Raw genomic sequence first — 24660 nt, forward strand, 5'->3', positions numbered from 1 at the left:
AGGTAGCCACGGAAGCGCCCTCTCCGCATGTTTGTGCAGGTCATAGCGCTGCGGTGATTCTCCCCGGCGTACAGCCCGACTCGTCTGCCGCCTCCGCCCCGGCCCTGGCCACCCCGGCCCCGGTCGTTGCCGTGTTCAGTCGGCCTCCTGGTGCGGGTGCTGGTGCTCCGGCTTCTGCGATTGCGGCTCCGAGGTGTGCGCGGGGCAGCGGGGATTCCCGCACGGATCCGGGATCCAGACGGGAACGAAAACCCCGAGGGACTTGTGCTTCTTGATCGTCGCCGTAACGGGCTGCTTGCAGACGGGACATTTGTGTGACGCCTGCGTACCGCCCTGACGCATCACTTTGACCATTTCTTTACGATAAGTCCTTACTGGCGAGTCGGGCAGTGGTCTCTTCATTCTTCTTTGCCCTCGGGCGGTTCACCGTGGGCGGGCGTGGCTTTGCGTTCGGACCTGGCGGGTCGTCGCAGGCTCATCCCTATGGAGACGGTCAGGACCACGACGATCACCCCGAGGCTGATCGGCGACGGGATTTCGGGAATGCCGGTGCTGATCAACTTGTGCGACGCCTGAAGGATGAGTTTCACGCCGATGAAGGACAGGATGACCGCAAGGCCGTTGTTCAGGTAGCGGAACCTGTCGAGCAGCCCCGCGAGCAGGAAATACAGTGCCCGCAGGCCGAGAATGGCGAACGCGTTGCTGGTGTAGACGATGAAGGCGTCGTCGCTGACCGCGAGTACGGCCGGCACGCTGTCCACGGCGAAGATCAGGTCGGCCGCCTCGATGGCGGCGACGACCGCGAGGAGCGGTGTGGCCACGCGTTTGCCGGCCTCCTTGACGAAGAACTTCGTGCCCGCGTACTCCTCCCGCACCGGCATGGCCTTGCGCAGCAGGCGTACGGCGAAACTCCGTCCCGGATCGAATTTCTCGTCCTCCTCCTTGAGGATCTTGTAGCTGCTGTAGAAGAGGACGGCCGCGAAGGCGAACAGCACGGCGGTGAAGCGACTGACCACCGCCACCCCGAGGGTCAGGAAGATTCCGCGGAAGAGCAGCGCGCCGATGACGCCGAGGAACAGCACGCGGTGCTGATACTCCCGTGGCACTTTGAAGTACGCGAAGATCAGCGCGAAGACGAAGAGGTTGTCGACCGACAGGCTTTTCTCGAGAAGCCATGCGGTGGTGTATTCCGTTCCCGCAGTCGGGCCGAGGACAAAAAACACGACGACGGCGAAGACGAGCGCGAGACTGATCCACAGCCCGCTCCAGAGCGCCGCTTCCCTGAATCCGATGACATGGGCGCCGCGGTGGGCCAGCAGGTCCAACGCCAGCGACAGCACCACGGTCGCGGCGAAAGTTCCCCAGAGCCAGAACGGCACATCGAGCACGCTGCATCCTCACCGTGGTTCCGCGGGCTGCCTCGGGCCTTATACAGGAGTGTGCGGCATCTCGCCCCGTGGCGCGCCGGGACCGGAGTGTCGGCGGCAGAGACCCGCCTCCCGGAGGGTCAAGAGATGGCAAAAGTGGGCATACGGTCTACGGGGCGTCCATTCCAGGGGAAGGCGGCCGTCATGGTCCAGGAACTGCTGGCAACGCTGGCCCTGGCGGGCTCAGCCGCAGCCATGTACGTGATCAGCGCCGCGCGAGTGGTCAAGCAGTACGAGCGAGGGGTGGTCCTGCGCTTCGGCCGGCTGCACGGTCAGATACGCAACCCCGGCTTCACCATGGTGATCCCGGGCGTCGACCGCATGCACAAAGTGAACATGCAGATCGTGACCATGCCGGTGCCCGCGCAGGACGGCATCACCCGGGACAACGTCACGGTCCGCGTGGACGCCGTCATCTACTTCAAGGTCGTCGATCCGGCCGACGCGATCATCCGCGTCGAGGACTACCGCTTCGCCGTCTCCCAGATGGCGCAGACCTCGCTGCGCTCGATTCTCGGCAAGAGCGAGCTGGACGATCTGCTCTCCAACCGCGAGAAGCTCAACGAGGGCCTCGAGCTGATGATGGACAGTCCCGCCGTCGAGTGGGGCGTCACCATCGACCGCGTCGAGATCAAGGACGTCTCCCTGCCGGAGACGATGAAGCGGTCGATGGCCCGGCAGGCCGAGGCGGACCGTGAGCGGCGGGCCCGCGTCATCAACGCCGACGCGGAGCTGCAGGCGTCCAGGAAACTGGCGGAGGCGGCCGGTGTGATGGCCGATCAGCCCGCGGCGCTGCAACTGCGGCTGCTGCAGACCGTGGTGGCCGTCGCCGCCGAGAAGAACTCGACCCTGGTCCTGCCCTTCCCCGTCGAGTTGCTGCGCTTCCTTGAGAAGGCCACCCCGCCCCAGGTCGCACAAGCGGCACAGGCCGCACAGGAAGTCGTCCAGGCCGCCGCCCCGAAGCAGGAGAGCCCCGTGACCGCCTTCGAGGAGCCCGCACCCGAGGCCCAGGGCCCCGAGACCGTGCCTGACAAGGAGCGCCTCGCCCCTGCCTGAGGAGTTCTCCGAGAGGGTGCGGGGCGCCGGTCCCAGCCCTCGATGTCGACCGCCGTCCCGTAGAGCCGCTGCACCTTGAGGCGGATGACCACGCGGCGTTCCGCGACCTGCTGGGCCAGGAACGCCGCCGGGTCCTGCGGCCTCGCGGCCTCCGGGAGCATCGAGAGCAGTTCGCGGCCCACAGCGTCTCCCGGCTCGGCCGTGATGTCGGATGCCTCCGCCTCGCCCTCCGCGACGGCGAACGACCACACGTCGGGGCCCTGCACATGAACGGCGGCCCGGGTGTCGCGGCTCAGGTGCTTGGGCTTGACCCGGTCGGCGGTGGTGGAGAACCGCACGACGCGGGTGGCGGGGTCCCAGTGGTGGAGCATCGTCGCCAGGTGCCGGTGGCCGCTGCGTCTGTTCGTGGCGAGTGTGCCGGACTGCTGCTCGCCCAGCAGGGCGGAGAGCGCTTCGTCGGAGAGCGGGCGGGGTGCGGGCCCTAGGGCCATGATCGCCTCAACTCCCTTGGCCCCCACGGCATTCCCGCCCGCCCGCTCAGCCCCGCCCGATGAACGGCATGTTCGTCGCCAGCACCGTCGCGAACTGCACGTTCGCCTCCAGTGGCAGCTCCGCCATGTGGCGCACGGTCCGCGCCACGTCACCCGCGTCCATCACCGGCTCCTGCGCCATTTCGCCGTTCGCCTGGAGGACGCCGGCCTGCATGGCCTGCGTCATGTCCGTGGCCGCGTTGCCGATGTCGATCTGCCCGCAGGCGATCGAGTACGGCCGGCCGTCCAGCGACAGCGACTTCGTCAGGCCCGTCAGCGCGTGCTTGGTCGCGGTGTACGGCGCCGAGTCGGGGCGCGGGGTGTGGGCCGAGATCGAGCCGTTGTTGATGATCCGGCCGCCCTGCGGGGTCTGGTCCTTCATCTGGCGGAACGCCGCCTGCGCGCACAGGAAAGCGCCTGTCAGGTTGGTGTCGACCACCTTGCGCCACGCCGAGTACGGCAGGTCCTCGAAGGGGATGCCGCCGGGGCCGAACGTGCCCGCGTTGTTGAAGAGCAGATCCGCGCGGCCGTAGTGCTCGCGGACCGCCGCGAAGAGCGCGGTCACCGCTTCCGGGTCCGTCACGTCCGTCGGCACGCACAGCACGTCGGCGTCCTGACCGGTGAGCGCCGCGGTCTCCTCGAGCGTCTCACTGCGGCGTCCGGCGAGTACCACTGCCCATTTCGGGCCAACGCGCGAACCGGTGACGGTGTCCTGCCCGCTTCGCGTCAGTTCCAGTGCCACGCTCCGGCCGATGCCGGAGCCGGCACCCGTCACCACGGCAATCCTTCGTGCAGCGTTCATGGCCCGCAGCGTACGCGGAGGTGACCTCCACGGAACTCATCCGACCGCCATGCGGATGTCGTGTTCGTGACAACGCGGGTTCGTCGGCTCCGGCTCCAATGCGACTGACAACAGCCGTAAGGGGAGGGCCATATGACACCCGCGCACCGCACCCACTCGCCCGAACTCAGAGCCGCGGCGGCCCGGCGCCTCGGCCGCCGCGGCTTCTTCACCGTCACGTCCGCCGCCGCCGCGCTCGCCTTCACGGTGAACATGCCCGGCACCGCGCACGCCGCCACCGTCAACGGGCGCAAGATCACCGAGGAGCCCTTCACCCTGGGCGTCGCCTCCGGCGACCCGCAGCCCGATTCCGTCGTGCTGTGGACGCGCCTCGCGCCGAAACCGTACGAACCGGGCAGCGGCCTGCCGCAGGCCAGGGTCCAGGTCCAGTGGGAGGTCGCCCACGACGCCGCCTTCACCCGGATCGCCAAGCGCGGCGCCGTCACCGCCTTCCCCGAGTTCAACCACAGCGTCCACGTCGAGGCGGTCGGTCTCGAGGCGGACCGCGTCTACTACTACCGTTTTCGCACCGGCACGTGGATCAGTCCCACCGGCCGCACCCGCACAGCGCCCGCCCCCGGCGCCGTCCTCAGTGAGCTGAAGCTTGCCGCCGTGTCCTGTCAGGCGTATCACGACGGCTATTTCACCGCCTACAAGCACCTGGCGGGCGAGGACCTCGACGTCGTGCTCCACCTCGGCGACTACCTCTACGAGTACGCCGTGAACTCCGCCGGCGGCGCACGCAACTACAGCGACCGCGTCCTGCCCGCCCACTTCAACCGCGAGACGGTCACGCTCGAGGACTACCGGCTGCGCTACGGCCTCTACAAGTCGGACCCCGACCTGCAGGCCGCCCACGCCGCGCACCCCTTCGTCCTCACCTGGGACGACCACGAGACCGAGAACAACTACGCCGACGGGACCCCGGAGAACGGCGTACCGCCCGAGGAGTTCCTGTTGCGCAGGGCCTCCGCCTACCGCGCGTACTGGGAGAACCAACCGCTGCGCGCCCCGCAGCAGCCCAGCGGTCCGGACATGCAGCTGTACCGCCGGTTGCACTTCGGCCAGCTCGCCCAGTTCGACGTGCTCGACACCCGCCAGTACCGCTCCGACCAGGCGTACGGCGACAGGGCCCACATTCCCGGCCCCGAGTCCGAGGACCCGTCACGCACGATGACCGGCGCGCAGCAGGAACGCTGGCTGATAGACGGCTGGCGTGCCTCCACGGCCGTGTGGAACGTCGTACCGCAGCAGGTCAACTTCTCCCAGCGCAAGCTCGACCTCAACGAGGTCGCCGTGGTCAGCATGGACGCCTGGGACGGCTACCCGGCCTCCCGTGACCGGATACTGGACGGCGCCGAGTCGGCGGGCGTCCGCAATCTGATGGTCCTCACCGGGGACGTGCACGTCGCGTACGCCTACGACATCAAGCGCGACTACGAGACGCCCGGCGCCAAGGTCGTGGGCACCGAGATCGTCGCCACCTCCATCACCAGTGGCAAGGACGGCGCCGACAGGCCGGCCACCTGGGACACCTACACCCGGGCCAACCCGCACATGAAGTTCTACAACGGCCGCCGCGGTTATGTGACGATCACCCTCGGCGAGCAGCAGGCGCGCGCCGACTTCCGCACGGTCGCGGCCGTCACGACACCGGGCGCGCCCGTCTCCACGACGGCCTCGTTCGTGACCGAGGCGGGCAACCCCGGTCTCGAACAGGTGTGACCAGCGGACAGCTGTGACTCCCGCCCGGGTGGCGGTCGCCCGCCCCTCTTCACGCGTTCGCGCCGGAAAGGAGTCGATCAATTCGGAGGAGCTGAGAGCATTGGTGTGACAAGAGGATGAGGAGCTGTTGATGCCGGAGAGCGGCCAGACCACACAAGGACACATATCCGACGCCGGACCGGTATCCGACCCCTCGCCCCCTGCTGCGCCTCCTGCCCCTCCTGAGCCGTCGGCTCCGGTGGGCCCGGTGGCGGTGGGCGTCGCCGCCGCCCGCCGTGCCGGACTCGTCGTCACCCTGGTCCTCGGTGGCCTCACCGCGCTGCCGCCGCTGTCCATGGACATGTACCTCCCGGCGCTGCCCGCCGTCACCGACTCGCTGCACGCACCCGCCGCGACCGTCCAGCTCACCCTCACCGCATGCCTTGCCGGCATGGCCCTCGGACAGCTTGTCGTCGGCCCGATGAGCGACAAGTGGGGACGCCGCAGGCCGCTGCTCGTCGGCATGCTCGTGTACGTGGTCGCCACCGCGATCTGCGCCTTCGCCCCGACCGTCGACATGCTCATCGCCTTCCGCCTGCTGCAGGGCCTCGCCGGAGCGGCCGGCATCGTCATCGCCCGCGCCATGGTGCGCGACCTCTACGACGGCGTGGAGATGGCCAGGTTCTTCTCCACCCTGATGCTGATCTCCGGCGTCGCGCCCATCATCGCCCCGCTCATCGGCGGCCAAGTGCTGCGGATCACCGACTGGCGCGGCATCTTCGTCGTGCTCACCGGCGTCGGCGTGCTGCTCACGCTCGTGGTGGTGAAGTGGCTCGGCGAGACCCTGCCCGTGGAGAAACGACACAGCGGTGGAGTCGTCGAGGCGCTGCGCACCATGCGCGGACTGCTGGCGGACCGGGTCTTCACCGGCTACGTGCTCACCGGCGGGCTCGCCTTCGCCGCGCTGTTCGCGTACATCTCGGCGTCGCCCTTTGTGGTGCAGGAGATCTACGGAGCCTCGCCGCAGACCTTCAGCCTGCTCTTCGGACTGAACTCGGTCGGCCTGATCGCCGTCGGCCAGATCAACGGCAAACTGCTCGTCGGGCGGGTCAGCCTCGACAAGGCGCTCGGCCTCGGCCTGGCGGTGATCGCCCTCGCGGCGACGGCGCTGCTGCTGCTGACGTCCGGAGTCTTCGGCGAGGTGGGACTGGTCCCGGTCGCGGCGGGTCTGTTCGTACTGATGTCGGCGATGGGCCTTGCCATGCCCAACACGAACGCCCTGGCCCTGATGCGTACGCCGCACGCCGCGGGGTCGGCGTCGGCACTGATCGGCACGTCGTCGTTCCTCATCGGCGCGATCGCGTCGCCGCTCGTGGGGATCGCGGGCGAAGGGACGGCGGTGCCGATGGCCGTGGTCCAGATGGCGTGTGCGACGGGGGCGGTGGCGTGCTTCGTGCTGCTGTGCAGGCCGTGGCGCGGGAGGCCGGAGGCGGTCTGAGGCTGTGGGGGAGTGGCCCCGCGTAGACTCTCCCGGTGAACGCCGTCGCCGCCCCCGCCGCCGAAACCCTGCGCAGCGCCCTCGCCGGGCTGCTGGACGGGCTGCCGCCCACCCAGGCCGCACAGGCCGTCGAGCGGCTGATCGCCAACTACCGGGGCACCACCCCCACCGACGCCCCCGTTCTGCGGGACCGGTCGGACGTCGCCGCATACGCCGCGTACCGGATGCCGGCGACGTTCGAGGCGGTGCGGGCAGCCCTCGCGGAGCTGCGGGCCGCCGCACCGGACTGGACACCCGGCACGCACACCGACATCGGCGGCGGCACGGGCGCGGCGAGCTGGGCGGTCGCCGACGCGTGGGACGAAGAGGCGCCGAGCACGACCGTGCTGGACTGGGCCGAGCCCGCGCTCGCGCTCGGCCGGGAACTGGCCGTCGCCTCCCGCGTGCCCTCCCTCCGCGCCGCCACCTGGCAGCGTTCACGGATCAGTGCGGCGCTCCGAATCGAGAGCACCGATCTCGTGACCGTCTCCTACGTCCTCAAGGAGCTCACCCCCGGCGACCGCGCCGCGGTCGTCGCCGAGGCCGCCCGCGCCGCCCAGGCCGTTGTCGTCGTCGAGCCCGGCACCCCGGACGGTTACGAGCGCATCATCGAGGCCCGTGACGCTCTGATCGCCGCCGGACTGCGCGTCGCCGCCCCCTGCCCGCACAGCGCCGCATGCCCGATCGAGCCCGGATCCGACTGGTGCCACTTCGCCGCCCGCGTCTCCCGTTCCTCCCTGCACCGGCAGATCAAGGGCGGCTCGCTGCCGTACGAGGACGAGAAGTTCAGTTACGTCGCCGCGACCCGCTTCCCGGTGGAACCGGCCGGCGCCCGCGTGACCCGCAAGCCCCAGATCCGCAAGGGCCTGGTGCTGCTCGACCTCTGCACCGAGGGGGAAGGGCTGCGCCGGGACACGGTGACCAAGCGGCACGGGGCGCTCTACAAGGAGGCCCGCGACGCTGCGTGGGGCGACGCCTGGCCGACTGGCTGACGGACTCTCGGATCTGCCGTCGAACGGCAGGCGAGACGACGCGTCTCGTCGGGTGGTAGATTGCCGTCATGTCCGAGACGAAGGCTCCCGACTCTTCCCGGCGCAGCGAACGATCCCGCCGCGCGATCTACGACGCCGCCCTCGGCCTCGTCGGCGAGATCGGCTACGCGAAGACGACCATCGAGGGCATCGCCGCCCGCGCCGGAGTGGGCAAGCAGACCATCTACCGCTGGTGGCCCTCCAAGGGCGCCGTGCTGCTGGAGGCCTTCCTCGACATGGCGGAACAGGCGGCCGAGGCCGCCGGCCCCGACGGGTACGTGCTCCCCGACACCGGCGACCTCGAAGCCGACCTCCGCGTCGTGCTGCGCGCCACCGTCGACGAGATGAACACCCCCGTCTACGACGCCCCCGCGCGCGCGCTCGCCGCCGAGGGCGTGGTCAACGCCGAAGCCGGCGCCCAGTTCGTCGAAAGGCTTCTCGAGCCACAGCTCCAGCTGTACGTCACGCGGTTGCGCGCCGCCCAGGAGGCCGGGCAGGTGCGCGCCGGGATCGACCTGCGCATCGCCCTGGAGCTGTTCACCGGACCGCTCGCGCACCGCTGGCTGCTGCGCACTCTGCCGCTCACCCATGAGTACGCCGACAAGGTCGTGGACTACGCCGTGAACGGCCTCGCCCCGCGCGGCTGAGCCTTGCCCCCGGGCCGCCGGGAAGGCGCCGGGAGCCACCCCGGTTGGAGACTGTGGCCACCCGGGGAGCAGGATGGTGGGACCATGGGGTGTCCGCGTGGGGCGAGCGTGAGGTGTGAGGGGATAGATGGGCGACGGTATCGGCCGCTTCCGCGGCACGGAGGGCAGGCCTTCCAAGGAGCGCAGGCTGGCGCAGTGGCTGCGTCGCCGCCCCCGGGACACCGACGCGGACGACTCGCAGCGCGAGACCCTGCTCCTGGCCGCCGCCGACGCGGGACTGCCGCTCGCGCCCGCCGCCCATCCGATCGGCTACCGCTGCTCCTGTGAGCGCATCGGATGTCCGACGCCGGCCACCCACCCGATCTCCTTCGCCTGGCAGACGCAGTCCACCACGGACATGGCGCAGATCCAGCGCTGGGCGCAGGGCCAGCCGGAGGCGAACTTCATCACCGCCACGGGCATGGTCCACGACGTGCTCGACGTGCCCCTGGACGCCGGCCGCAAGGCGCTCGCCCGGCTGCTCGAGCGGGGCATCGACGTCGGCCCGGTGGCCGAGTCCGGCGAGGACCGGATGCTCTTCTTCACCGCCACCCGCGGCACGCCCGAGGACGAGGACGAGTGGTGGCCCTGCGAACTGGACTGCCACCCGGAGACGATGGACGAGCACCCCGGCCTGCGCTGGCACTGCCGCGGCAGCTATGTCCTGGTGCCCCCGGCCCGTCTCCCCGGTGACGGCGACCTGAACGTCGCCTGGCTCCGCGGCCTCGAGCATCCACTGCCGGACCCGCTGACGCTGCTGGAGACGCTGACGGACGCGTGCGCGCGGTACGCGGGCGAGAACGAGCACGTGGACCACCACGCCGCGGCCTGGCCCCTCGGCCGCTGACGCACCGCCGGGGCCGGTTACGAGCCCCGGGCCGTTGCGACCCCGGGGCTCTTACGGCCGGGGCGTTCATGTCCCCGGGGCGTTCATGTCCCCGGGACGTTCACGACGCCCGAGCGGTCATGACCCGGAGTTCACGGCCCTCGGGCTGTCGGGACCCGGGGCGTTCACGACCTCTGAGCGGTCATGCCCCGGGGCGGCCCTTGGGCTGTCGGGACCCCGGGCACGCCCCCGGAGCATTGCCACCCCCGGGCGCCTGCCGCCCCTGGGCCACTCCCCGGCGCCTGCCGCCCCGGGCGGTTACGACCCCTTCGCCGCGGTCAGCCCCGTGAGGCGGCCCAGGACCTCCACCACCGGGCCGGGCTCGCCGCCGTTGCCCCGGGGGACGATCACCGCCTGGTTGGAGACCCGCTCCTTGGTGATCGTGGACTTCACCTCGCCTGTCAGCAGCGCCTTGACGTCCGGTACGACCTTCAGCCGGACACCCTTCGCGGCCGTCTGGCGCTCGAAGTTGCGCATCGAGAAGAAGACAAGTGACCCGCCGTCCTTCGTGGCCAGGCCCAGCGGCGCGTAGTCGCCCGTGTCCAGGGGCTGGTCGATGTACTGGGTCGTCATGCCGAGCACGTTCGCGCTCTTCTTGCGGTTGTCGCGCCACACGGAGGTGTGCGGACCGGCCTTGAAGTGCTCCGGCTTGCCGTTCTGCAGGTACGAGGTGTATTCCTCGCTCAGGTTCCGCGGGGCGACCGCCGGCGCCGCGCTGTCCAGGGCGACCGGCTCCGCGTATCCGTCCTTGTCCGTCTTGAAGGCCGGTATCTGCCGGGGGGTCAGGATGTTCAGATACGCGGCCCGCCACCCCTCCTTGGCGCCGTTGCGCACGAAGACGAGCACCCACCGGTTGTCGCCCGCGCCACCGTCCCGGTCGCGGTTGGAGTCGGTGTCCGCCACGAACCAGCGCGGCCAGCCCGCCTTCTTGGGGATCGTGAACTTCGGGTCCGTCAGTTCCAGCGGCACATGGTTGGGGTTGCCGTCCGGGAAGTTGACCTGCCGGGCCTTGAGGCCGGCCTGGTTGATCGCCCCCAGGGCGCCGGTGACATGAGCCGCGTCGAGCGCGGGATCGTAGGCCTTGTCGGCCTTGTTGTAGGCGTCCGTGAACGCCGCGAGTGCTTTCGCGGCCTCGTCCTGCGTCGCCGCCGGGACGACTTCCCGCTCCCCGTGCACCGTCACGCACGCGCTCGCCGTCAGGGACAGTACCGCCGTCGCCGCGAGCCCCGTCGCCGCCCGACCCAGCCTTCTCATCGGTTGCCTTCTGCTCCTCGACCCCCATGGACCGTCCGAACCCTACCGGGGCCCGCAACAGGCCGAGCGCGGGGACCGGATACAACGCCCACACCGTGATCTCGCGGTGGCGCGGAACGGGGGTTCGTGAAGGTCGTTTCGGGCAGGCGGGCGGCGTTCCGGTGCGGCCGTCCTCGCGGTCCGCCGCCGGGAAACCGCCCGTTCCCGAGCCGGGATGCTTGAATGCCTGCGTGAACGAACTCGACGCGCTCGGCGTACACGGCGTACTCGACGTCCTGAACGTCTTCTGTGGCGGAGACGGGCGGCACGGCAACGCCCTCGGGGTCGTACGCGACCCCCGTCGCTACCCGGACCGGGAGTCCCGGCAGGCGCTCGCCGCCGAACTCGGCTACAGCGAGACGGTGTTCGTCGACGACCCGGAACGCGGCGTCGTCGAGATCTACACCCCCTCGGTGCGACTGCCCTTCGCCGGACACCCGCTCGTCGGCACTGCCTGGCTGCTGGACCTCGAGGCGGTCAATCCGCCCGCCGGGGAGGTGTGGGCGCGCCACGACGGCGAGTTCACCTGGATCACCGCCCGCGCCGAATGGGCGCCGCCGCGGCGGCTCGAGCAGTACGCGTCACCCGGGGAGGTCGACGCGCTGCCCGCGCCGCCGCCCGGGGAGGGCCTGCTGTACGCGTGGGCGTGGCAGGACGAGGCGGCGGGCCGGGTGCGGGCCAGGGCCTTCCCGCGGCGCGGCGACGGCATCGTCGAGGACGAGGCGACAGGCGCGGCGGCGCTGCTGCTGACCGACCGGCTGGGCCGCGCCCTGAACATCACCCAGGGCCAGGGGTCGCAGATTCTGACCGCCCCCGGCCCTGACGGCATCGTCGAGATCGGCGGTCGCGTACGGCTCGCGACGCCCGCTCCCGCGCTCACGGCCGCGCCCCCGGCCCCGCGGATGACTCTCCCGCGCGGCGAGCGGACCCGTCTGCCCCACGCCGTGACCGCGCCCGGCCTCACGCGCTGAGGGGGAACTCCCGCTCCAGCGCCCGCAGGATGGCGACGTTGTAGTCGAAGGCGAGCCGGCACTCCTCGACCATGCGCTGCTTCTCCAGATCGTCGGCCTCCACATGGTCCAGAAGCTCGCGGTAAGTCCGCTTGAACGCGGCCGGGTTGGGGATCTGCTCGAAGACGTAGAACCGGACGCCGTCGCCCTTGCGGTCGAAGCCCCACGTCTTCTCCGCCATGTCGCGCAGCACCTGGCCGCCGGACAGGTCGCCGAGATAACGCGTGTAGTGGTGTGCCACATACCCGGCGGGCCAGGTCCGCGCGCACTCCTTGATCCGGGCGGCATACGCGGCCGTGGCCGGCAGCGGCACACGATCCTCCGGCCGGCTGTCCGCGCCCCGAAGGTGCACGAGGTCGCGCTCCAGCTCCGCGGTGCGCATCAGCTCGGGCCTGATGAACGGACCGGCGACCGGATCGTCGCCCAGCGACCCGGCCGCGTCCTCCAGCGCCCGGTACACGAACCACAGCTCCTCGCTGTAGCGGGCGTACGCCTCGACGCCCAGCCGGCCGCCGAGCAGATGGTCCATGAAGGGCGACATCTGCACCGTGGTGTGCCGCTCGTGCGAGGCGAGACGGATCAGTGTCGAGAAGGGCGTACCGGTTGCATCCAAGGCGGGCCTCCAGAGACCGGAGAGGACGGGAGCGCTCGGTGCTGTTGCCACCACCGATCCTGCTGCTCAGGCTTGCCCAAGTCAACGCGTTCCCGACGACCTGTCGGTAAAACGGTACCCACCCGGGGGCTCAGGGCAACGTGAGAATTTCGGTCCCCGTCGCGGTCACCGCCAGTGTGTGCTCGAACTGCGCCGTGCGCTTGCCGTCCTTCGTCACGACCGTCCAGCCGTCGTCCCACATGTCGTACTCGTACGTCCCGAGCGTGAGCATCGGCTCGATGGTGAAGGTCATCCCCGGCTGGATGACGGTGGTGGCGTGCGCGGCGTCGTAATGCGGGATGATCAGTCCGGAATGGAACGACGAATTGATGCCGTGCCCGGTGAAGTCGCGGACGACCCCATAACCGAAGCGCTTGGCGTACGACTCGATGACCCGGCCGATGACGTTGACCTGGCGACCCGGCTTGACCGCCTTGATCGCACGGTTCAGCGCCTCCCGGGTGCGCTCGACCAGCAGCCGGGACTCCTCGTCGACGTCACCGCAGAAGTAGGTGGCGTTGTTGTCGCCGTGCACGCCGTTGATGTACGCGGTGACGTCCAGGTTCACGATGTCGCCGTCCCGCAGGACGGTGGAGTCGGGGATTCCATGGCAGATCACCTCGTTGATCGAGGCGCACAAGGACTTGGGGAACCCGCGGTAGCCGAGCGTCGACGGGTAGGCGCCGTGGTCGCACATGAACTCGTGCGCGACACGGTCCAGTTCGTCCGTCGTGACACCCGGGGCGATGTGTTTGGCGGCCTCCTCCATCGCCTGCGCGGCGATGCGCCCCGCGATGCGCATCCGCTCGATGGTCTCCGAGTCCTGGACCTCGGGCCCTGAGTACGGGGTCGGCGCTGGTTTCCCGACATACTCGGGGCGCCGGATATTGCCGGGAACGGAGCGGGTGGGAGAGAGCTCCCCTGGTACGAGCAGCGACTGGCCAGACATGGCAGCGAGTCTAACCAGGCCTGCTGGGGCAGCATGGCCTGAGAGGAAGGAGCCGACCATGGCCCTGTTCAAGAAGCGCACGGCGGGCAAGCCGGGCGAGTGGTACTACTGCCTGCAGCACAAGAAGGTCGAGGAGGGGCCGGAGTGCCCGGCCAAGGACCGCTTCGGGCCTTACGCGTCCCGCGAGGAGGCGACGCGGGCGATGGAGACGGCGCAGGAGCGGAATCTGGAGTGGGAGACGGACCCCCGTTGGCACGACGGGGCGCCCCGCCCCACTGACGACTAGCGCCCGGGGCCGGGGCTCTGCCCTCGCGCCGCCGGCGGGCGTGGGAGCGGCGCCGGCACCCGCCCCGCCCGGTCGGGGCGCGGCCCCGGGCCTCTGCGCCTCAAGCGCCGGCGGGGCTGATTTCGCGGAGCGTCATCCAGCCCGTCCGGGGTACCTCCCACGGCCGCCAGGCCGTAGAAGGAGTTCGAGCACACCGCGCGGAGCGCGGTACGGGTCCGGGGCTTGCCCGCCACACGGCGGAGCCGCACATCGGTGCAGAAGGAAGGGGCGGGGTGGGGGAACCAGCCCCGCGCAGCGGCCACCGGCGCTGCCCGCCCTCGCGTCACGCCGCCTCCCGCGCGGCCCGCCGCGCCACCGCGTCCTCGTCCGTTGCCGCGTCGTACGTCACCAGCTTCGGCAGCACCGCCGCCAGCACCCCCACCGACAGCACGCACGCCACACCTCCGCCCCATATCGCCGGGCGCGTCCCCGTCCAGCCCGCCATCGCGCCCGCGCGGACCTGGCCCAGTTGCGGGCCGACGCTGTACGAGAGGACCTCGATGCCCGCCAGGCGGCCCCGGAGGCCCTCGGGGATCGTCTGGTTCCAGATCGTCGAGCGGCCGAGGCCGCTCAGCATGTCTCCCGCGCCCGCGACGGCCAGGCACAGCAGCACCAGCCACACATGCGTGAACCAGCCCGCCGCCGCGACGGCCAGCCCCCAGCCCGCCGCGCCGAACACGACGAACAGGCCGTGTCGCCGTACCCGTGACGTCCAGCCGCTCGTCAGGCTCAGCAGCACCGAGCCGGCCGAACCCGCCGCGTACATCAGGCCCAGGGACCACTCGGCGTCCAGGTCGTCCGCCAGGAACGGGAAGATCGTGTTGGGGAAGGCGAACAGCATCGCGGCCAGGTCGATCGCGTACGTCCCCAGCAGCACCGGCCGTGACCACGCGTAGCGCGCGCCTTCCACGATGCCCCGCAGGGACGGCTTGTCGGCGTCGTGGGCCGGTGGCGCCGGGTCGAGGCGCAGGCACAGGAGGGCGGAGACGGCAAAACCGACGACGGTGAGCCCGTACGCGGCAGCGTGCCCGGTGTACGCGACGACGACGCCCGCCACCGCCGGGCCGGCGATCGCTCCGAGCTGCCAGCGGATGGCGTTCAGCGCGGCCGCGGCGGTGAGCTGGTCGTGCGGCACGATGCGGGCCAGCAGGGAGTCGAGGGCGGGCCGCTGGAGGCCCGCGCAGGCGGAGACGCCCGCGGCCACGCCGTACAGCGGCCACAGCATCGGCTCCGGCAGCGCCGCGTTCACCAGCAGGATCGTCGCCAGCAGACCGAGGCCCACCTCGGTGCCGAGGATCAGCCTGCGGCGGTCGACGGCGTCGGCGAGCACGCCTCCGTAGAGGCCGAAGACGACCAGCGGGACCAGTTCCACCGCGCCCATCGCGCCCACCGCGAGCGGGGAGCCGGTCAGGTCCTTGATCTGGAGCGGCAGGGCGATCATCGCCATCGAGCTCGCGAAGTAGGTGACCAGCCCCTGGACCCACAGGAGCCGGAAGCCGCGCGACGACCGCCACGGTGAGAGGTCCGGCAGGACGGCGGAGAGCTTGGAGGTCACGGAAGCCCATGCTCGAGCGGCCCCGGAGCCTCGGGCAACCGAATTACCAGCGTGCCGGTGGCGGGGACGTCAGCTGGTCCGCCAGCCGCGACAGCCGGTCCCGCAGCCGCGAGCGTCCGCGCGGTGTGGGCACGCTGTTCTCGCCCGCCGCCGCGCTCACCAGGTGCTGCACGGTGTCGATGTCGATCTCCGAGGCCCTCTCGGCATGGTCTTGACCCGGTACGGTCAGCGCCTCGTGGGCCAGCCCGTGCACCTCGGGGTCCCCGCCGTCCAGCGACAGCACCGTCGCACCCGCCCGCCGGGCGTCGTGCAGCCGCTCGAGCAGGGCCTCGCCCGGCGACTCGGGCGCCACGACCAGCAGCGTCTCCCCGCGTCCTGCCGCCTCGAGTCTGCCGAGTCCGACGGCCAGATGCGCCGGGTCGGCGGTGCGCACCCGGTGCCGTACGAGGGTCGGCGCCAGCTCGGGCTGGCCGGACCAGGTGGCCTCGTCGACGAGATGCGCGGCCAGGTGCCACGGCTCGTACGCCTCGGTCCCCACCAGCAGCAGCCCGCCGCCCCGCGGCACCACGGAAGAGCGCAGCACGCCGGCGAACCTCCGGGTCGCCGCGGGCCACTGGGTCCCGGCGAGGACTTCGCGCAGCAGCGCGACGCGTACGGCATCCATGGCGCAGCATCCTGCACCCGAGCCCGCCGGCGTGGGGCCCGGTCGGTCCCGGCTCACCCGATCGGGAGGCCCGGGTCCCGAAGTAGGGTCGCCTCATGACTACTACTGGTACTGACAGTTCAGGGAACGCGCCCAAGGCCCCGGCCAAGGACCCCTGGGAACTTCCGGACGTCTCCGGGCTGGTCGTCGGCGTTCTCGGCGGCACCGGGGACCAGGGGCGCGGCCTCGCCTACCGGCTGGCCAGGGCCGGCCAGAAGGTGATCATCGGTTCCCGTTCCGTGGAGCGCGCCGAAGCCGCGGCCGAGGAACTGGGCCTCGGCATCGAGGGCGCCGACAACGCCGAGTGCGCGCGGCGCAGCGACATCGTGATCGTGGCGGTGCCGTGGGACGGGCACGCCAAGACGCTGGAGACGCTGCAGAAGGAGCTCGTCGGCAAGCTGGTCGTCGACTGCGTCAATCCGCTGGGCTTCGACAAGAAGGGCGCGTACGCGCTCAAGCCGGAGGAGGGCAGCGCCGCGGAGCAGGCCGCCGCCCTGCTGCCCGACTCGCGGGTGACGGCGGCGTTCCACCATCTGTCGGCCGTGCTGCTCCAGGACGAGTCGATCGAGGAGATCGACACCGACGTGATGGTGCTGGGCGAGGCCCGCGCGGACACCGACATCGTGCAGGCCCTGGCCGCCCGGATCCCCGGTATGCGCGGAGTGTTCTCCGGCCGGCTGCGCAACGCGCACCAGGTGGAGTCACTGGTCGCCAACCTGATCTCGGTCAACCGCCGCTACAAGGCACACGCCGGGCTGCGCGTCACCGACGTGTAGGACGCGCCGGGGCATGAGGGACACTGGACGGGTCAGAAAGCCCCCCGGCAGGACCCGACAGGAGCCGTAACCCATGCCCCGCCTCGCTCTCTACTCCCTCGCCGTCTGCGTCCTCGCCGTGGTCGCGGCGGTGCTCTCCTTCGTGCAGGGCATGTGGTTCGGGATCGTGTGGGTGCTGCTCGGCGGGCTGTCGTCGAACATGGCCTGGTACTACCGGCGCCGGGCGAAGGCGGAGCGGGCCGCCGCCGGATCAGCCTGACGCGGGCGACGGCGGAGCGGGCCGCCGCCGGATCAGCCCGACGCGGCGCAGATGTCGGTCTGTCCGTTCCAGAACTCGAACAGGTCACGTCCGCAGAAGATGCCGAGCTCGTCCACCCCGAGCGCCCCCATGATCCCGTAGATCGCGTCGAAGAAGACGGCGTTGACCTCGGGGATGAAGAGGATCACGAAGACGATGATCAGTCCGAACGGTGCGATCGGCTCCACCTGGCGTCGCACCTTGTACGACAGCCAGGGCTCGATCACGCCGTAGCCGTCCAGGCCGGGGACCGGCAGGAAGTTCAGGATCGCGGCCGTGACCTGGAGCATCGCGAGGAACGCGAGCGCGAAACGGAAAGCGGTCGGCACGCCGTCCAGCGCGCCCAGCCAGAACGGGGCGGTGCACACGGCGGCGAACAGCACGTTCGTCAGCGGGCCCGCCGCCGAGATCATGCTGTGCTTCCAGCGGCCCGAGATGCGGTTGCGCTCGATGAAGACCGCGCCGCCCGGCAGGCCGATTCCGCCCAGGATCACGAAGACGACCGGCAGCACGATGCTCAGCAGCGCGTGCGTGTACTTCAGCGGATTCAGCGTCAAGTAGCCCTTGGCGCCGATGGAGATGTCACCGCCGTGCAGCGCGGTGCGGGCGTGCGCGTACTCGTGCAGGCAGAGCGACACGATCCACCCGGAGACGACGAAGAGGAAGACGGCGAGACCGGGGCTGGCCGCGAAGCCCGTCCACACCGCCCAGCCCGTCACCGCCATCACCGCGGCGATCCCGAGGAAGACGGGACTGATGGCGCGGTCGCTGTGGCGCCTGGCAGCGGTGGTCATGGACGCGGCTCCTGACGTGCGGCGGGGGACGTGCGGCGGGACGTGCGGGGGGTGCGGAGTAGACCGTACCGGTGACACGCGGGGAACGTCCTGGGGCCGTTCCCGGTTCCTGCTCCTGCCCCGCCCGAGCGGCGCCGACACGGGCGCCGGGGCATGAGCCGCACTGGCTGCCGTACGAGGAAGGCGGCGTGGACGCGCCTGCCGACCCCCGTCCTCAACTGGCCGCGCTGCAATACGAGTTGATCGATTCGAACCGTCGGCAACGGGCCGCCGAGGCCGAGTCGGCGGCCCGTTGTGCCGACAGGTCAGGACTTCGCGTAGTCGCCGAATCCGTACCAGTCGAGCATCACGCACGGCTGGTCGCCGACCACGTACGCGTCGTGGCCCGGCGCGATGCTGATGAACTGACCCTGTTCCACGTCGACCGTCTCGCCGTCGTCCATGGCGATGGTCATCCGGCCGCTGACGACATAACCGACATGTGCCGCCATGCAGCTGTCCGTCCCCGCGATGGGCTTGACGTGCGTCGACCATCGCCAGCCCGGTTCGAACACGGCCCGGCCGACCGGCCCCTGCTCCGTGTTCAGGAGATCGAGCTTCCCCTTCCCGTCCTTGAACGCACGGGTTTCATCAGCCGAGTCGAAGGTCCTGCTCACGATTCCGGCCATGACTTTCCGCCTCCTGGCGGTCCACTGCTGTGTTCCCGAGGCCATTTCTCACACTACGCCGCCCGCCACGCCGACAGCCCGCCGACGGGGGAAGATCGGCGGGCTGTCGTTGGTGCCGGAAGTGGCTCAGTGGAAGCTGTGCTCCTCGGCGGGGAACGCCCCGCCCGCGACGTCGTCGGCGAATGCCTTCGCCGCGTCCGTGAGGGTCTGCCGGAGGTTGGCGTACTGCTTGGTGAAGCGCGGCACCTTGCCGCCCGTCAGGCCCGCCATATCGGTCCACACGAGGACCTGCGCGTCGGTGTCGGGGCCCGCGCCGATGCCGATGGTCGGGATGTGCAGGGACCGGGTGACCTCGGCGGCGAGCTCCGCGGGCACCAGCTCCAGCACGACCGCGAAGGCGCCCGCGTCCTGGGCGGCCTTGGCGTCGCGGATCAGCCGGTGGGCGGCCTCGTCGCTGCGGCCCTGCACCCGGTAGCCCATGGTGTTCACGGACTGCGGGGTCAGGCCCAGATGCGACATCACCGGGATGCCGGCCTGTACGAGCAGCTCGGTCTGGCCGAGTGAACGCTCGCCGCCCTCCAGCTTGACCGCGCCGACGCCCGCTTCCTTGACCAGTCGGGTGGCGTTGCGCAGGGCCTGGACCGGGCCCTCCTGGTAGGCACCGAAGGGGAGGTCGCCGACGACGAGGGCGCGCTTGGTGCCTCGTACGACAGCGGCGGACAGCAGCGTCATCTCGTCCATGGTGACGGGCACGGTGGTCTCGTAGCCGAGGTGACAGTTGCCCATGGAGTCGCCCACCAGCACGACGGGGATGCCTGCCTCGTCGAAGACGGACGCGGTCATCGCGTCGTAGGCGGTGAGCATGGGCCACTTCTCGCCGCGCTCCTTGGCGGCGGCGATGTCGTGCACGGTGATACGGCGCGTCTGCTTGCCGCCGTACAGCGCCTTGCTGCTGTCGGAGGTCTTCTGGGCAGGCTGAAGCGTCATGAGTAGTCGGCTCCTTCGTCATCTCGTGGCGCCCTGACGGCGTCCCCGGATCGCCTCCATGGTGGCACTTCATGCCGCCCGGGCGAAAGAGGACCCCGTCACAACCTCCGGCCCGGCCGGGCACCGGCGCGCGGGCGTGCGTCCGCCCGGTTGCAACACGCCGGTGGTGGCGGTCCGCGGCCGAGGAACCGGCCGGTCCGCGGCGCGCCGAGTGTGCCCGTTCTGTCACAGCGTCCTCACCTGGCCCGACAGTCGGAACCCGGTGCGCCGCCCCGTCGTCATCGAGGCAGTACGGCCGTCTCAGGACGGCGGAGCTACCACCGGTCATCGCCTAGTGTCCTAAGGACGGCGGCGAGGCCGGTGTGACAGCAAGGCAGTGAGGACAGCTTTATGGCGCAGGCGTACACGGCGGAAACGGGGAACGACGCAGCGCGGACGCGGCACACCGGGTCCGGAGCCGGGAGGGCGGGGGGCCTGCTCGAGCGCCTGCGCGGTGACCGCGGCATCTGGCGGCGCGGCGTCCTCCTCGCGATCTTCGCCGTACTCATCGCCCTGCTGATGATCCTGCACGCACAGATCCCCAACCGGCTGGGCAACCTCGGCAGCCTGACAGAGACGTTCCTGCCGTGGTTCGGCGTCTTCGTCCCGATCATCGCCGTGGCGGCGGTGCTGCGGCGCTCCGCCACGGCGATGATCGCCGTACTGCTGCCGCTGATCGTCTGGCTCAACCTCTTCGGCGGGCTGCTGACCGGCAAGGCCGCGGCGGCGGACGGCGAGCTGACGGTCGCCACGCACAACGTGAACGCGGACAATCCGGACCCGGTGGGCACCGCGAAGGAGGTCGCCGCGTCCGGAGCGGACGTCCTGGCGCTGCAGGAACTGCCGGGCGGGCAGGTCGCGACATACGAGCAGGCGCTGGCCGGTACGTACCGGTACCACGCAGTCGAGGGCACGGTCGGGCTGTGGAGCAAGTACCCGTTGACCGACACCGCTCCCGTGGACATCAAGATGGGCTGGACCCGGGCCATGCGTGCCACGGTCGAGACGCCGGACGGGAGCGTCGCGGTGCACGTGGCGCACCTGCCGTCCGTGCGTGTGAAGCTCGAAGCGGGTTTCACGGCCAACCAGCGCGACGACAGTGCCGACGCCCTGGGGGAGGCGATCGCCCGGGAGCGCACCGACCGGGTCGTGCTGCTCGGCGACCTCAACGGCACGATGAACGACCGCTCGCTCAACGCGATCACGTCCCAGATGCGCTCGACGCAGGGGGCGGCGGGGGACGGTTTCGGCTTCAGCTGGCCGGCGTCGTTCCCGATGGCGCGGATCGACCAGATCCTGGTGCGGGGCGTCGAGCCGGTCTCGTCGTGGACGCTGCCGCGGACGGACAGCGATCACCTGCCGATCGCGGCGCGCGTCAAGCTGTGACGTTCCCCACCCCGTCCCTTCCCGAACCGGGGCAAGTCCCGCACCCCGTACCGCGCTTCGCGCGGTCGTCGGGGGAAGGGGCGGGGTGGGGAACCTCGGCGCAACTCGTCGTTCATCGGCGGGAACAAAACGTCTGAGAGCATTTGTTCCGAGAACGAACTTACTCGGAAAGGCTCACCCCACATGCCCTTGGCGCTACTCGCCCTCGCCGTGTCCGCCTTCGGCATCGGAACCACCGAATTCGTCATGATGGGCCTCCTGCCCAACGTCGCCGACGACCTCGGCACCTCCGTCCCGACCGCGGGCCACCTCGTCTCCGCCTACGCGATCGGCGTCGTCATCGGCGCCCCCCTGCTCACCGCCCTGGGCTCCCGTGTCCCGCGCAAGCGGATGCTGCTGCTCCTGATGGCGCTGTTCACCGTCGGCAACCTCGCCTCCGCCCTCGCTCCGGGCTTCGCGACGCTCGTTGCGGGACGGGTGCTCGCCGGGCTGCCGCACGGCGCGTTCTTCGGCGTCGGCGCCGTCGTCGCGGCGCGTCTCGTACGGGAGGACCGCCAGGCCCGCGCGGTCGCCACCATGTTCCTCGGCCTCACCGTCGCCAACATCGTCGGCGTCCCCGCAGCGACCGCGCTCGGGCAGCACCTCGGCTGGCGCGCGACGTTCCTGGTGGTCACCGGCATCGGGCTCGTCGCGATGGCCGCCCTCGCCCGACTCGTCCCCGACACCCCGCTCGACGCCCACCAGAGCGTCGGTCGCGAACTGCGGGCGCTGGGGAACAAGCAGGTGCTGCTGGGCCTGCTGACCGCCGTCTTCGGCTTCGCCGGCGTGTTCGCCGTGTACTCCTACCTCGCGTCGATGACGACCGAGGCGATCGGCCTCGGCGAGTCGTCCGTCACCCTGGTTCTCGCCCTGTTCGGCATCGGCATGACGCTCGGCGCGCTGGCCGCCGGCCCCCTCACGGACCGGGCCCTGCGGCCCACGCTCTACGGCTCGCTCGCAGCGCTCGCGCTCGTCCTGGTGGCCTTCCCGTTCACGGTCCACATCCCGTGGCTGGCCCTGACCACCGTCGCCGTCCTCGGCGCGGTCGGCTTCATGACCACCACGCCGCTGCAGATGCTGGTGATGCGCAAGGCCCAGGACGCGCCGACCCTCGCTTCCGCCTCCAACCACTCGGCCTTCAACCTCGCCAACGCCGGCGGCGCCTGGCTCGGCGGCATTGCCATCGCGGCGGGCTGGGGCTGGACGTCCCCGGCGTTCGTGGGCGCGGTCCTCGCCGTGGTGGGTCTGGCCGTCGCGGCGACGGCCGGACTGCTGGACCGGGACCGTACGGCGAAGGGGGCGGCCTCCCGCGTCGTCGCCGCGGGAAGCCCCCGTACTCCGGAGCGGGTCAGGCCGTCGTCTCGCGCCAGTGGTTCGTGATCGGCAGCCGCCGGTCCTTGCCGAACCCCTTCGCGGAGATCTTGGTGCCCGGCGGGTACTGGCGCCGCTTGTACTCCGCCGTGTCCACCATCCGCAGCGTCTTCATCACCAGCGCCTCGTCGAAGCCTGCCGCGACGATCGCGTCCTTGCCCTGGTCGCGGTCGACGTACAACTCCAGGATCCGGTCCAGCACGTCGTAGTCCGGCAGCGAGTCGGTGTCCACCTGGCCGGGCCGCAGCTCGGCGCTCGGCGGTTTGGTGATCGACGCCTCCGGGATCGGCGGAGTCTGACCGCGCTCCTCCGCGGCGCGGTTGCGCCACTGGGCGAGCCTGAAAACCGTCGTCTTGTAGACGTCCTTGATCGGACCGTACGCGCCGACCGAGTCGCCGTACAGGGTCGAATAGCCCACAGCCAGCTCGGACTTGTTGCCCGGCGCGAGCACGATGTGGCCCTCCTGGTTGGAGAGCGCCATCAGCATCGTGCCGCGCAGCCGCGACTGGAGGTTCTCCTCGGCGAGCCCGGTGAGTCCCAGCGAGCCCATGTACGCGTCGAACATCGGCTCGATCGACACGGTGCGGAAGTTGAGCCCCGTCCGGCGGGCCAGCTCGGCGGCGTCGCCCTTGGAGTGCTCTGAGCTGTACTTGGACGGCATGGAGACGCCGTACACGTTCTGCGCGCCGAGGGCGTCGCAGGCGATGGCGGCGACGAGGGCGGAGTCGATGCCGCCGGACAGGCCGATGAGGACGGACCGGAAACCGTTCTTGGCGGCGTACGCGCGCAGGCCGACGACCAGAGCCGAGTACACCTCCTCGTCGTCGTCGAGCCGGTCCGCGTAACCGCCGGTGAGCTCCGCCTCGTACTCGGGCAGCGGCTCCTTTGACAGCACCACCCGGTCGATGCGCAGCCCGTCGTCGACGACGCCGGTGGGCGCGTCGGCCGCGGCCGCGGGCAGATCCAGGTCGAGCACGACGCTGCCCTCCGCGAACTGCGGTGCACGGGCGATGACTTCGCCGTCCGCGCCGACGACGATCGAGTCGCCGTCGAAGACGAGGTCGTCCTGCCCGCCGATCATCGCGAGATACGCCGTGGTGCAGCCCGCCTCCTGGGCGCGTTTGCGCACCAGCTCGAGGCGGGTGTCGTCCTTCTCCCGCTCGTACGGGGAGGCGTTGACCGAGATCAGCAGCCCGGCCTTCGCGCTGCGGGCGGCCGGGACGCGACCGCCGTCCTGCCAGAGGTCCTCGCAGATCGCGAGCGCGACGTCGATGCCGTGGACCCGGATCACGGGCATGCTGTCGCCCGGCACGAAGTAACGGAACTCGTCGAAGACGCCGTAGTTCGGGAGGTGGTGCTTGGCGAAGGTCAGCACCACATCACCCCGGTGCAGCACGGCGGCGGCGTTGCGCGGGGCGCCGGCGGGCTGGCCGTACTTCGGCTGAGCGGTCTCCGAGCGGTCCAGATAACCGACGATCACCGGCAGTTCTCCGAACCCCTCGGTCTCGAGCCGCCCGGCGAGCGCGCGCAGCGCGGAGCGGGACGCTTCGACGAAGGACGACCGTAGGGCGAGGTCCTCCACGGGGTATCCGGTCAGCACCATCTCGGGAAACGCGACAAGGTGCGCCCCCTGCTCAGCGGCGTGCCGGGTCCAGTGCACGATCGCCTCGGCGTTGCCGGTGAGGTCGCCGACGGTCGAGTCGATCTGATTCAGAGCGAGGCGTAGTTGAGGCACGGGGTCAGTGTAATCGTCTTTCTGACGCGATGTCCTGCTGGGGGTTCGCTCTTCCCCACCCCGCCCCTTCCCGCCGTATCGATATGCGGCTCCGCCGCGTGGCGGGCAAGCCCCCGACCCCGTACCGCGCTCCGCGCGGGGCTCTCGAACTCCCCTACGGCCTGGCGGCCGTGGGAGGTGCCCCCAAACGGGCTGACTTTCGCTCCGCGAAATCCGGCCCCGCCGGCGTTTGAGGCGCGGGGCCCGGGGCGGAGCCCCGAACACCGCGCCGGAGCGCGATACGGGTACGGGCCGAGCCCGGTAGCGGGACGTGGGGCTCCCCCCACGGCCGCCGGGCCGTAGGGGGAGGGTGGGGGAAATGCCCCGCCGGGCCACGCCCCGT

General features: G+C 70.8%; 23 protein-coding genes and 1 pseudogene. 12 read left to right on the forward strand and 12 right to left on the reverse strand.

Features of this window, described 5'->3' with window-relative positions; all coding sequences use genetic code 11:
- Positions 1-398 precede the first annotated feature (398 nt).
- Positions 399-1388, reverse strand: a complete 990-nt coding sequence (locus ACIQ7Q_RS17835; RefSeq protein ID WP_403862284.1) for a TerC family protein — start codon at positions 1386-1388, stop codon at positions 399-401.
- Positions 1389-1571: 183 nt separating this feature from the next.
- Here ACIQ7Q_RS17835 and ACIQ7Q_RS17840 point away from each other — a divergent pair, with 183 nt between their 5' ends.
- Positions 1572-2483: a slipin family protein gene (locus ACIQ7Q_RS17840; protein ID WP_403862287.1), complete on the forward strand. Its 912-nt coding sequence runs from the start codon at positions 1572-1574 to the stop codon at positions 2481-2483.
- Positions 2484-2518: 35 nt separating this feature from the next.
- On the opposite strand, the pseudogene ACIQ7Q_RS17845 reads toward ACIQ7Q_RS17840, so the two are convergent.
- Together ACIQ7Q_RS17845 and ACIQ7Q_RS17850 are read right to left on the reverse strand one after the other, a co-directional pair.
- A pseudogene (locus tag ACIQ7Q_RS17845) lies at positions 2519-2974 on the reverse strand (pyridoxamine 5'-phosphate oxidase family protein); the annotation flags it as partial.
- Between the two features lie 46 nt (positions 2975-3020).
- A complete protein-coding gene (locus ACIQ7Q_RS17850) occupies positions 3021-3815 on the reverse strand; it encodes an SDR family oxidoreductase (protein ID WP_403862290.1) in 795 nt (264 codons plus the stop codon).
- 132 nt (positions 3816-3947) lie between these two features.
- Here ACIQ7Q_RS17850 and ACIQ7Q_RS17855 point away from each other — a divergent pair, with 132 nt between their 5' ends.
- From ACIQ7Q_RS17855 to ACIQ7Q_RS17875, 5 genes are all read left to right on the forward strand, one after another.
- Positions 3948-5579, forward strand: a complete 1632-nt coding sequence (locus ACIQ7Q_RS17855; RefSeq protein WP_403862293.1) for an alkaline phosphatase D family protein — start codon at positions 3948-3950, stop codon at positions 5577-5579.
- A 130-nt stretch (positions 5580-5709) separates the two neighbouring features.
- Positions 5710-7056: a Bcr/CflA family multidrug efflux MFS transporter gene (locus ACIQ7Q_RS17860; RefSeq protein WP_403862296.1), complete on the forward strand. Its 1347-nt coding sequence runs from the start codon at positions 5710-5712 to the stop codon at positions 7054-7056.
- A gap of 35 nt (positions 7057-7091) precedes the next feature.
- A complete protein-coding gene (locus ACIQ7Q_RS17865; protein ID WP_403862299.1) occupies positions 7092-8087 on the forward strand; it encodes a small ribosomal subunit Rsm22 family protein in 996 nt (331 codons plus the stop codon).
- Between the two features lie 68 nt (positions 8088-8155).
- Positions 8156-8773 carry a TetR/AcrR family transcriptional regulator gene (locus ACIQ7Q_RS17870; protein WP_403862302.1) on the forward strand — a complete coding sequence of 206 codons (618 nt, stop codon included), beginning with the start codon at positions 8156-8158 and terminating at the stop codon, positions 8771-8773.
- A gap of 127 nt (positions 8774-8900) precedes the next feature.
- The gene (locus tag ACIQ7Q_RS17875) at positions 8901-9659 is read left to right on the forward strand and encodes a bifunctional DNA primase/polymerase (protein WP_403862305.1); all 759 of its coding nucleotides are present in this window, start codon (positions 8901-8903) and stop codon (positions 9657-9659) included.
- 297 nt (positions 9660-9956) lie between these two features.
- Here ACIQ7Q_RS17875 and ACIQ7Q_RS17880 read toward each other — a convergent pair whose 3' ends face one another.
- Positions 9957-10952 (reverse strand): hypothetical protein, encoded by a 996-nt coding sequence (locus ACIQ7Q_RS17880; protein ID WP_403862308.1) that lies wholly within the window; start codon positions 10950-10952, stop codon positions 9957-9959.
- 230 nt (positions 10953-11182) lie between these two features.
- On the opposite strand from ACIQ7Q_RS17880, the gene ACIQ7Q_RS17885 reads away from it, so the two are divergent.
- Positions 11183-11962: a PhzF family phenazine biosynthesis protein gene (locus ACIQ7Q_RS17885; RefSeq protein ID WP_403862311.1), complete on the forward strand. Its 780-nt coding sequence runs from the start codon at positions 11183-11185 to the stop codon at positions 11960-11962.
- Here the strand turns inward: ACIQ7Q_RS17885 and ACIQ7Q_RS17890 are convergent.
- Entirely contained in the window at positions 11952-12614 is a 663-nt protein-coding gene (locus ACIQ7Q_RS17890; protein WP_403862314.1) for a heme oxygenase (biliverdin-producing), read from the reverse strand. The genes ACIQ7Q_RS17885 and ACIQ7Q_RS17890 overlap by 11 nt on opposite strands.
- A 130-nt stretch (positions 12615-12744) precedes the next feature.
- Positions 12745-13602 (reverse strand): type I methionyl aminopeptidase, encoded by an 858-nt coding sequence (gene map / locus ACIQ7Q_RS17895; protein WP_403862317.1) that lies wholly within the window; start codon positions 13600-13602, stop codon positions 12745-12747.
- Positions 13603-13660: 58 nt separating this feature from the next.
- Here map and ACIQ7Q_RS17900 point away from each other — a divergent pair, with 58 nt between their 5' ends.
- Positions 13661-13888 carry a hypothetical protein gene (locus tag ACIQ7Q_RS17900; protein WP_403862320.1) on the forward strand — a complete coding sequence of 76 codons (228 nt, stop codon included), beginning with the start codon at positions 13661-13663 and terminating at the stop codon, positions 13886-13888.
- A gap of 322 nt (positions 13889-14210) precedes the next feature.
- Here ACIQ7Q_RS17900 and ACIQ7Q_RS17905 read toward each other — a convergent pair whose 3' ends face one another.
- A complete protein-coding gene (locus tag ACIQ7Q_RS17905; RefSeq protein ID WP_403862323.1) occupies positions 14211-15482 on the reverse strand; it encodes an MFS transporter in 1272 nt (423 codons plus the stop codon).
- A gap of 43 nt (positions 15483-15525) precedes the next feature.
- Complete coding sequence (locus ACIQ7Q_RS17910; RefSeq protein WP_403862326.1) at positions 15526-16146, reverse strand: hypothetical protein; 621 nt, start codon at positions 16144-16146, stop codon at positions 15526-15528.
- Positions 16147-16241: 95 nt separating this feature from the next.
- Here ACIQ7Q_RS17910 and npdG point away from each other — a divergent pair, with 95 nt between their 5' ends.
- Together npdG and ACIQ7Q_RS17920 are read left to right on the forward strand one after the other, a co-directional pair.
- Complete coding sequence (npdG, locus tag ACIQ7Q_RS17915) at positions 16242-16961, forward strand: NADPH-dependent F420 reductase (protein ID WP_403862329.1); 720 nt, start codon at positions 16242-16244, stop codon at positions 16959-16961.
- Between the two features lie 73 nt (positions 16962-17034).
- The gene (locus tag ACIQ7Q_RS17920; protein ID WP_403862332.1) at positions 17035-17220 is read left to right on the forward strand and encodes a hypothetical protein; all 186 of its coding nucleotides are present in this window, start codon (positions 17035-17037) and stop codon (positions 17218-17220) included.
- A 32-nt stretch (positions 17221-17252) separates the two neighbouring features.
- On the opposite strand, the gene ACIQ7Q_RS17925 is transcribed toward ACIQ7Q_RS17920, so the two are convergent.
- The 3 genes from ACIQ7Q_RS17925 to panB form a co-directional block, all read right to left on the reverse strand.
- Positions 17253-18053: a site-2 protease family protein gene (locus ACIQ7Q_RS17925; protein WP_403862335.1), complete on the reverse strand. Its 801-nt coding sequence runs from the start codon at positions 18051-18053 to the stop codon at positions 17253-17255.
- Positions 18054-18358: 305 nt separating this feature from the next.
- Entirely contained in the window at positions 18359-18721 is a 363-nt protein-coding gene (locus ACIQ7Q_RS17930) for a cupin domain-containing protein (RefSeq protein ID WP_403862338.1), read from the reverse strand.
- Positions 18722-18847: 126 nt separating this feature from the next.
- A complete protein-coding gene (panB, locus tag ACIQ7Q_RS17935) occupies positions 18848-19708 on the reverse strand; it encodes a 3-methyl-2-oxobutanoate hydroxymethyltransferase (RefSeq protein ID WP_403862341.1) in 861 nt (286 codons plus the stop codon).
- A gap of 474 nt (positions 19709-20182) precedes the next feature.
- Here panB and ACIQ7Q_RS17940 point away from each other — a divergent pair, with 474 nt between their 5' ends.
- Positions 20183-21133, forward strand: a complete 951-nt coding sequence (locus ACIQ7Q_RS17940; RefSeq protein WP_403863556.1) for an endonuclease/exonuclease/phosphatase family protein — start codon at positions 20183-20185, stop codon at positions 21131-21133.
- 183 nt (positions 21134-21316) lie between these two features.
- Complete coding sequence (locus tag ACIQ7Q_RS17945) at positions 21317-22552, forward strand: MFS transporter (RefSeq protein WP_403862344.1); 1236 nt, start codon at positions 21317-21319, stop codon at positions 22550-22552.
- On the opposite strand, the gene ACIQ7Q_RS17950 is transcribed toward ACIQ7Q_RS17945, so the two are convergent.
- Positions 22521-24278 (reverse strand): NAD+ synthase, encoded by a 1758-nt coding sequence (locus tag ACIQ7Q_RS17950; protein WP_403862347.1) that lies wholly within the window; start codon positions 24276-24278, stop codon positions 22521-22523. The genes ACIQ7Q_RS17945 and ACIQ7Q_RS17950 overlap by 32 nt on opposite strands.
- Positions 24279-24660: the final 382 nt, after the last annotated feature.

It is taken from the genome of Streptomyces sp. NPDC096176, from assembly GCF_044763255.1.
In the GTDB taxonomy this organism is placed as follows: Bacteria; Actinomycetota; Actinomycetes; order Streptomycetales; family Streptomycetaceae; genus Streptomyces.

Bases quoted from the DNA above. Each gene is read 5' to 3' on its own strand.
- ACIQ7Q_RS17840 (WP_403862287.1), top strand. From the start codon at position 1,572: ATGGTCCAGGAACTGCTGGCAACGCTGGCCCTGGCGGGCTCAGCCGCA.
- ACIQ7Q_RS17850 (WP_403862290.1), bottom strand. From the start codon at position 3,815: ATGAACGCTGCACGAAGGATTGCCGTGGTGACGGGTGCCGGCTCCGGC.
- ACIQ7Q_RS17855 (WP_403862293.1), top strand. From the start codon at position 3,948: ATGACACCCGCGCACCGCACCCACTCGCCCGAACTCAGAGCCGCGGCG.
- ACIQ7Q_RS17860 (WP_403862296.1), top strand. From the start codon at position 5,710: ATGCCGGAGAGCGGCCAGACCACACAAGGACACATATCCGACGCCGGA.
- ACIQ7Q_RS17870 (WP_403862302.1), top strand. From the start codon at position 8,156: ATGTCCGAGACGAAGGCTCCCGACTCTTCCCGGCGCAGCGAACGATCC.
- ACIQ7Q_RS17875 (WP_403862305.1), top strand. From the start codon at position 8,901: ATGGGCGACGGTATCGGCCGCTTCCGCGGCACGGAGGGCAGGCCTTCC.
- ACIQ7Q_RS17880 (WP_403862308.1), bottom strand. From the start codon at position 10,952: ATGAGAAGGCTGGGTCGGGCGGCGACGGGGCTCGCGGCGACGGCGGTA.
- map (WP_403862317.1), bottom strand. From the start codon at position 13,602: ATGTCTGGCCAGTCGCTGCTCGTACCAGGGGAGCTCTCTCCCACCCGC.
- ACIQ7Q_RS17900 (WP_403862320.1), top strand. From the start codon at position 13,661: ATGGCCCTGTTCAAGAAGCGCACGGCGGGCAAGCCGGGCGAGTGGTAC.
- ACIQ7Q_RS17910 (WP_403862326.1), bottom strand. From the start codon at position 16,146: ATGGATGCCGTACGCGTCGCGCTGCTGCGCGAAGTCCTCGCCGGGACC.
- npdG (WP_403862329.1), top strand. From the start codon at position 16,242: ATGACTACTACTGGTACTGACAGTTCAGGGAACGCGCCCAAGGCCCCG.
- ACIQ7Q_RS17920 (WP_403862332.1), top strand. From the start codon at position 17,035: ATGCCCCGCCTCGCTCTCTACTCCCTCGCCGTCTGCGTCCTCGCCGTG.
- ACIQ7Q_RS17925 (WP_403862335.1), bottom strand. From the start codon at position 18,053: ATGACCACCGCTGCCAGGCGCCACAGCGACCGCGCCATCAGTCCCGTC.
- ACIQ7Q_RS17930 (WP_403862338.1), bottom strand. From the start codon at position 18,721: ATGGCCGGAATCGTGAGCAGGACCTTCGACTCGGCTGATGAAACCCGT.
- panB (WP_403862341.1), bottom strand. From the start codon at position 19,708: ATGACGCTTCAGCCTGCCCAGAAGACCTCCGACAGCAGCAAGGCGCTG.
- ACIQ7Q_RS17945 (WP_403862344.1), top strand. From the start codon at position 21,317: ATGCCCTTGGCGCTACTCGCCCTCGCCGTGTCCGCCTTCGGCATCGGA.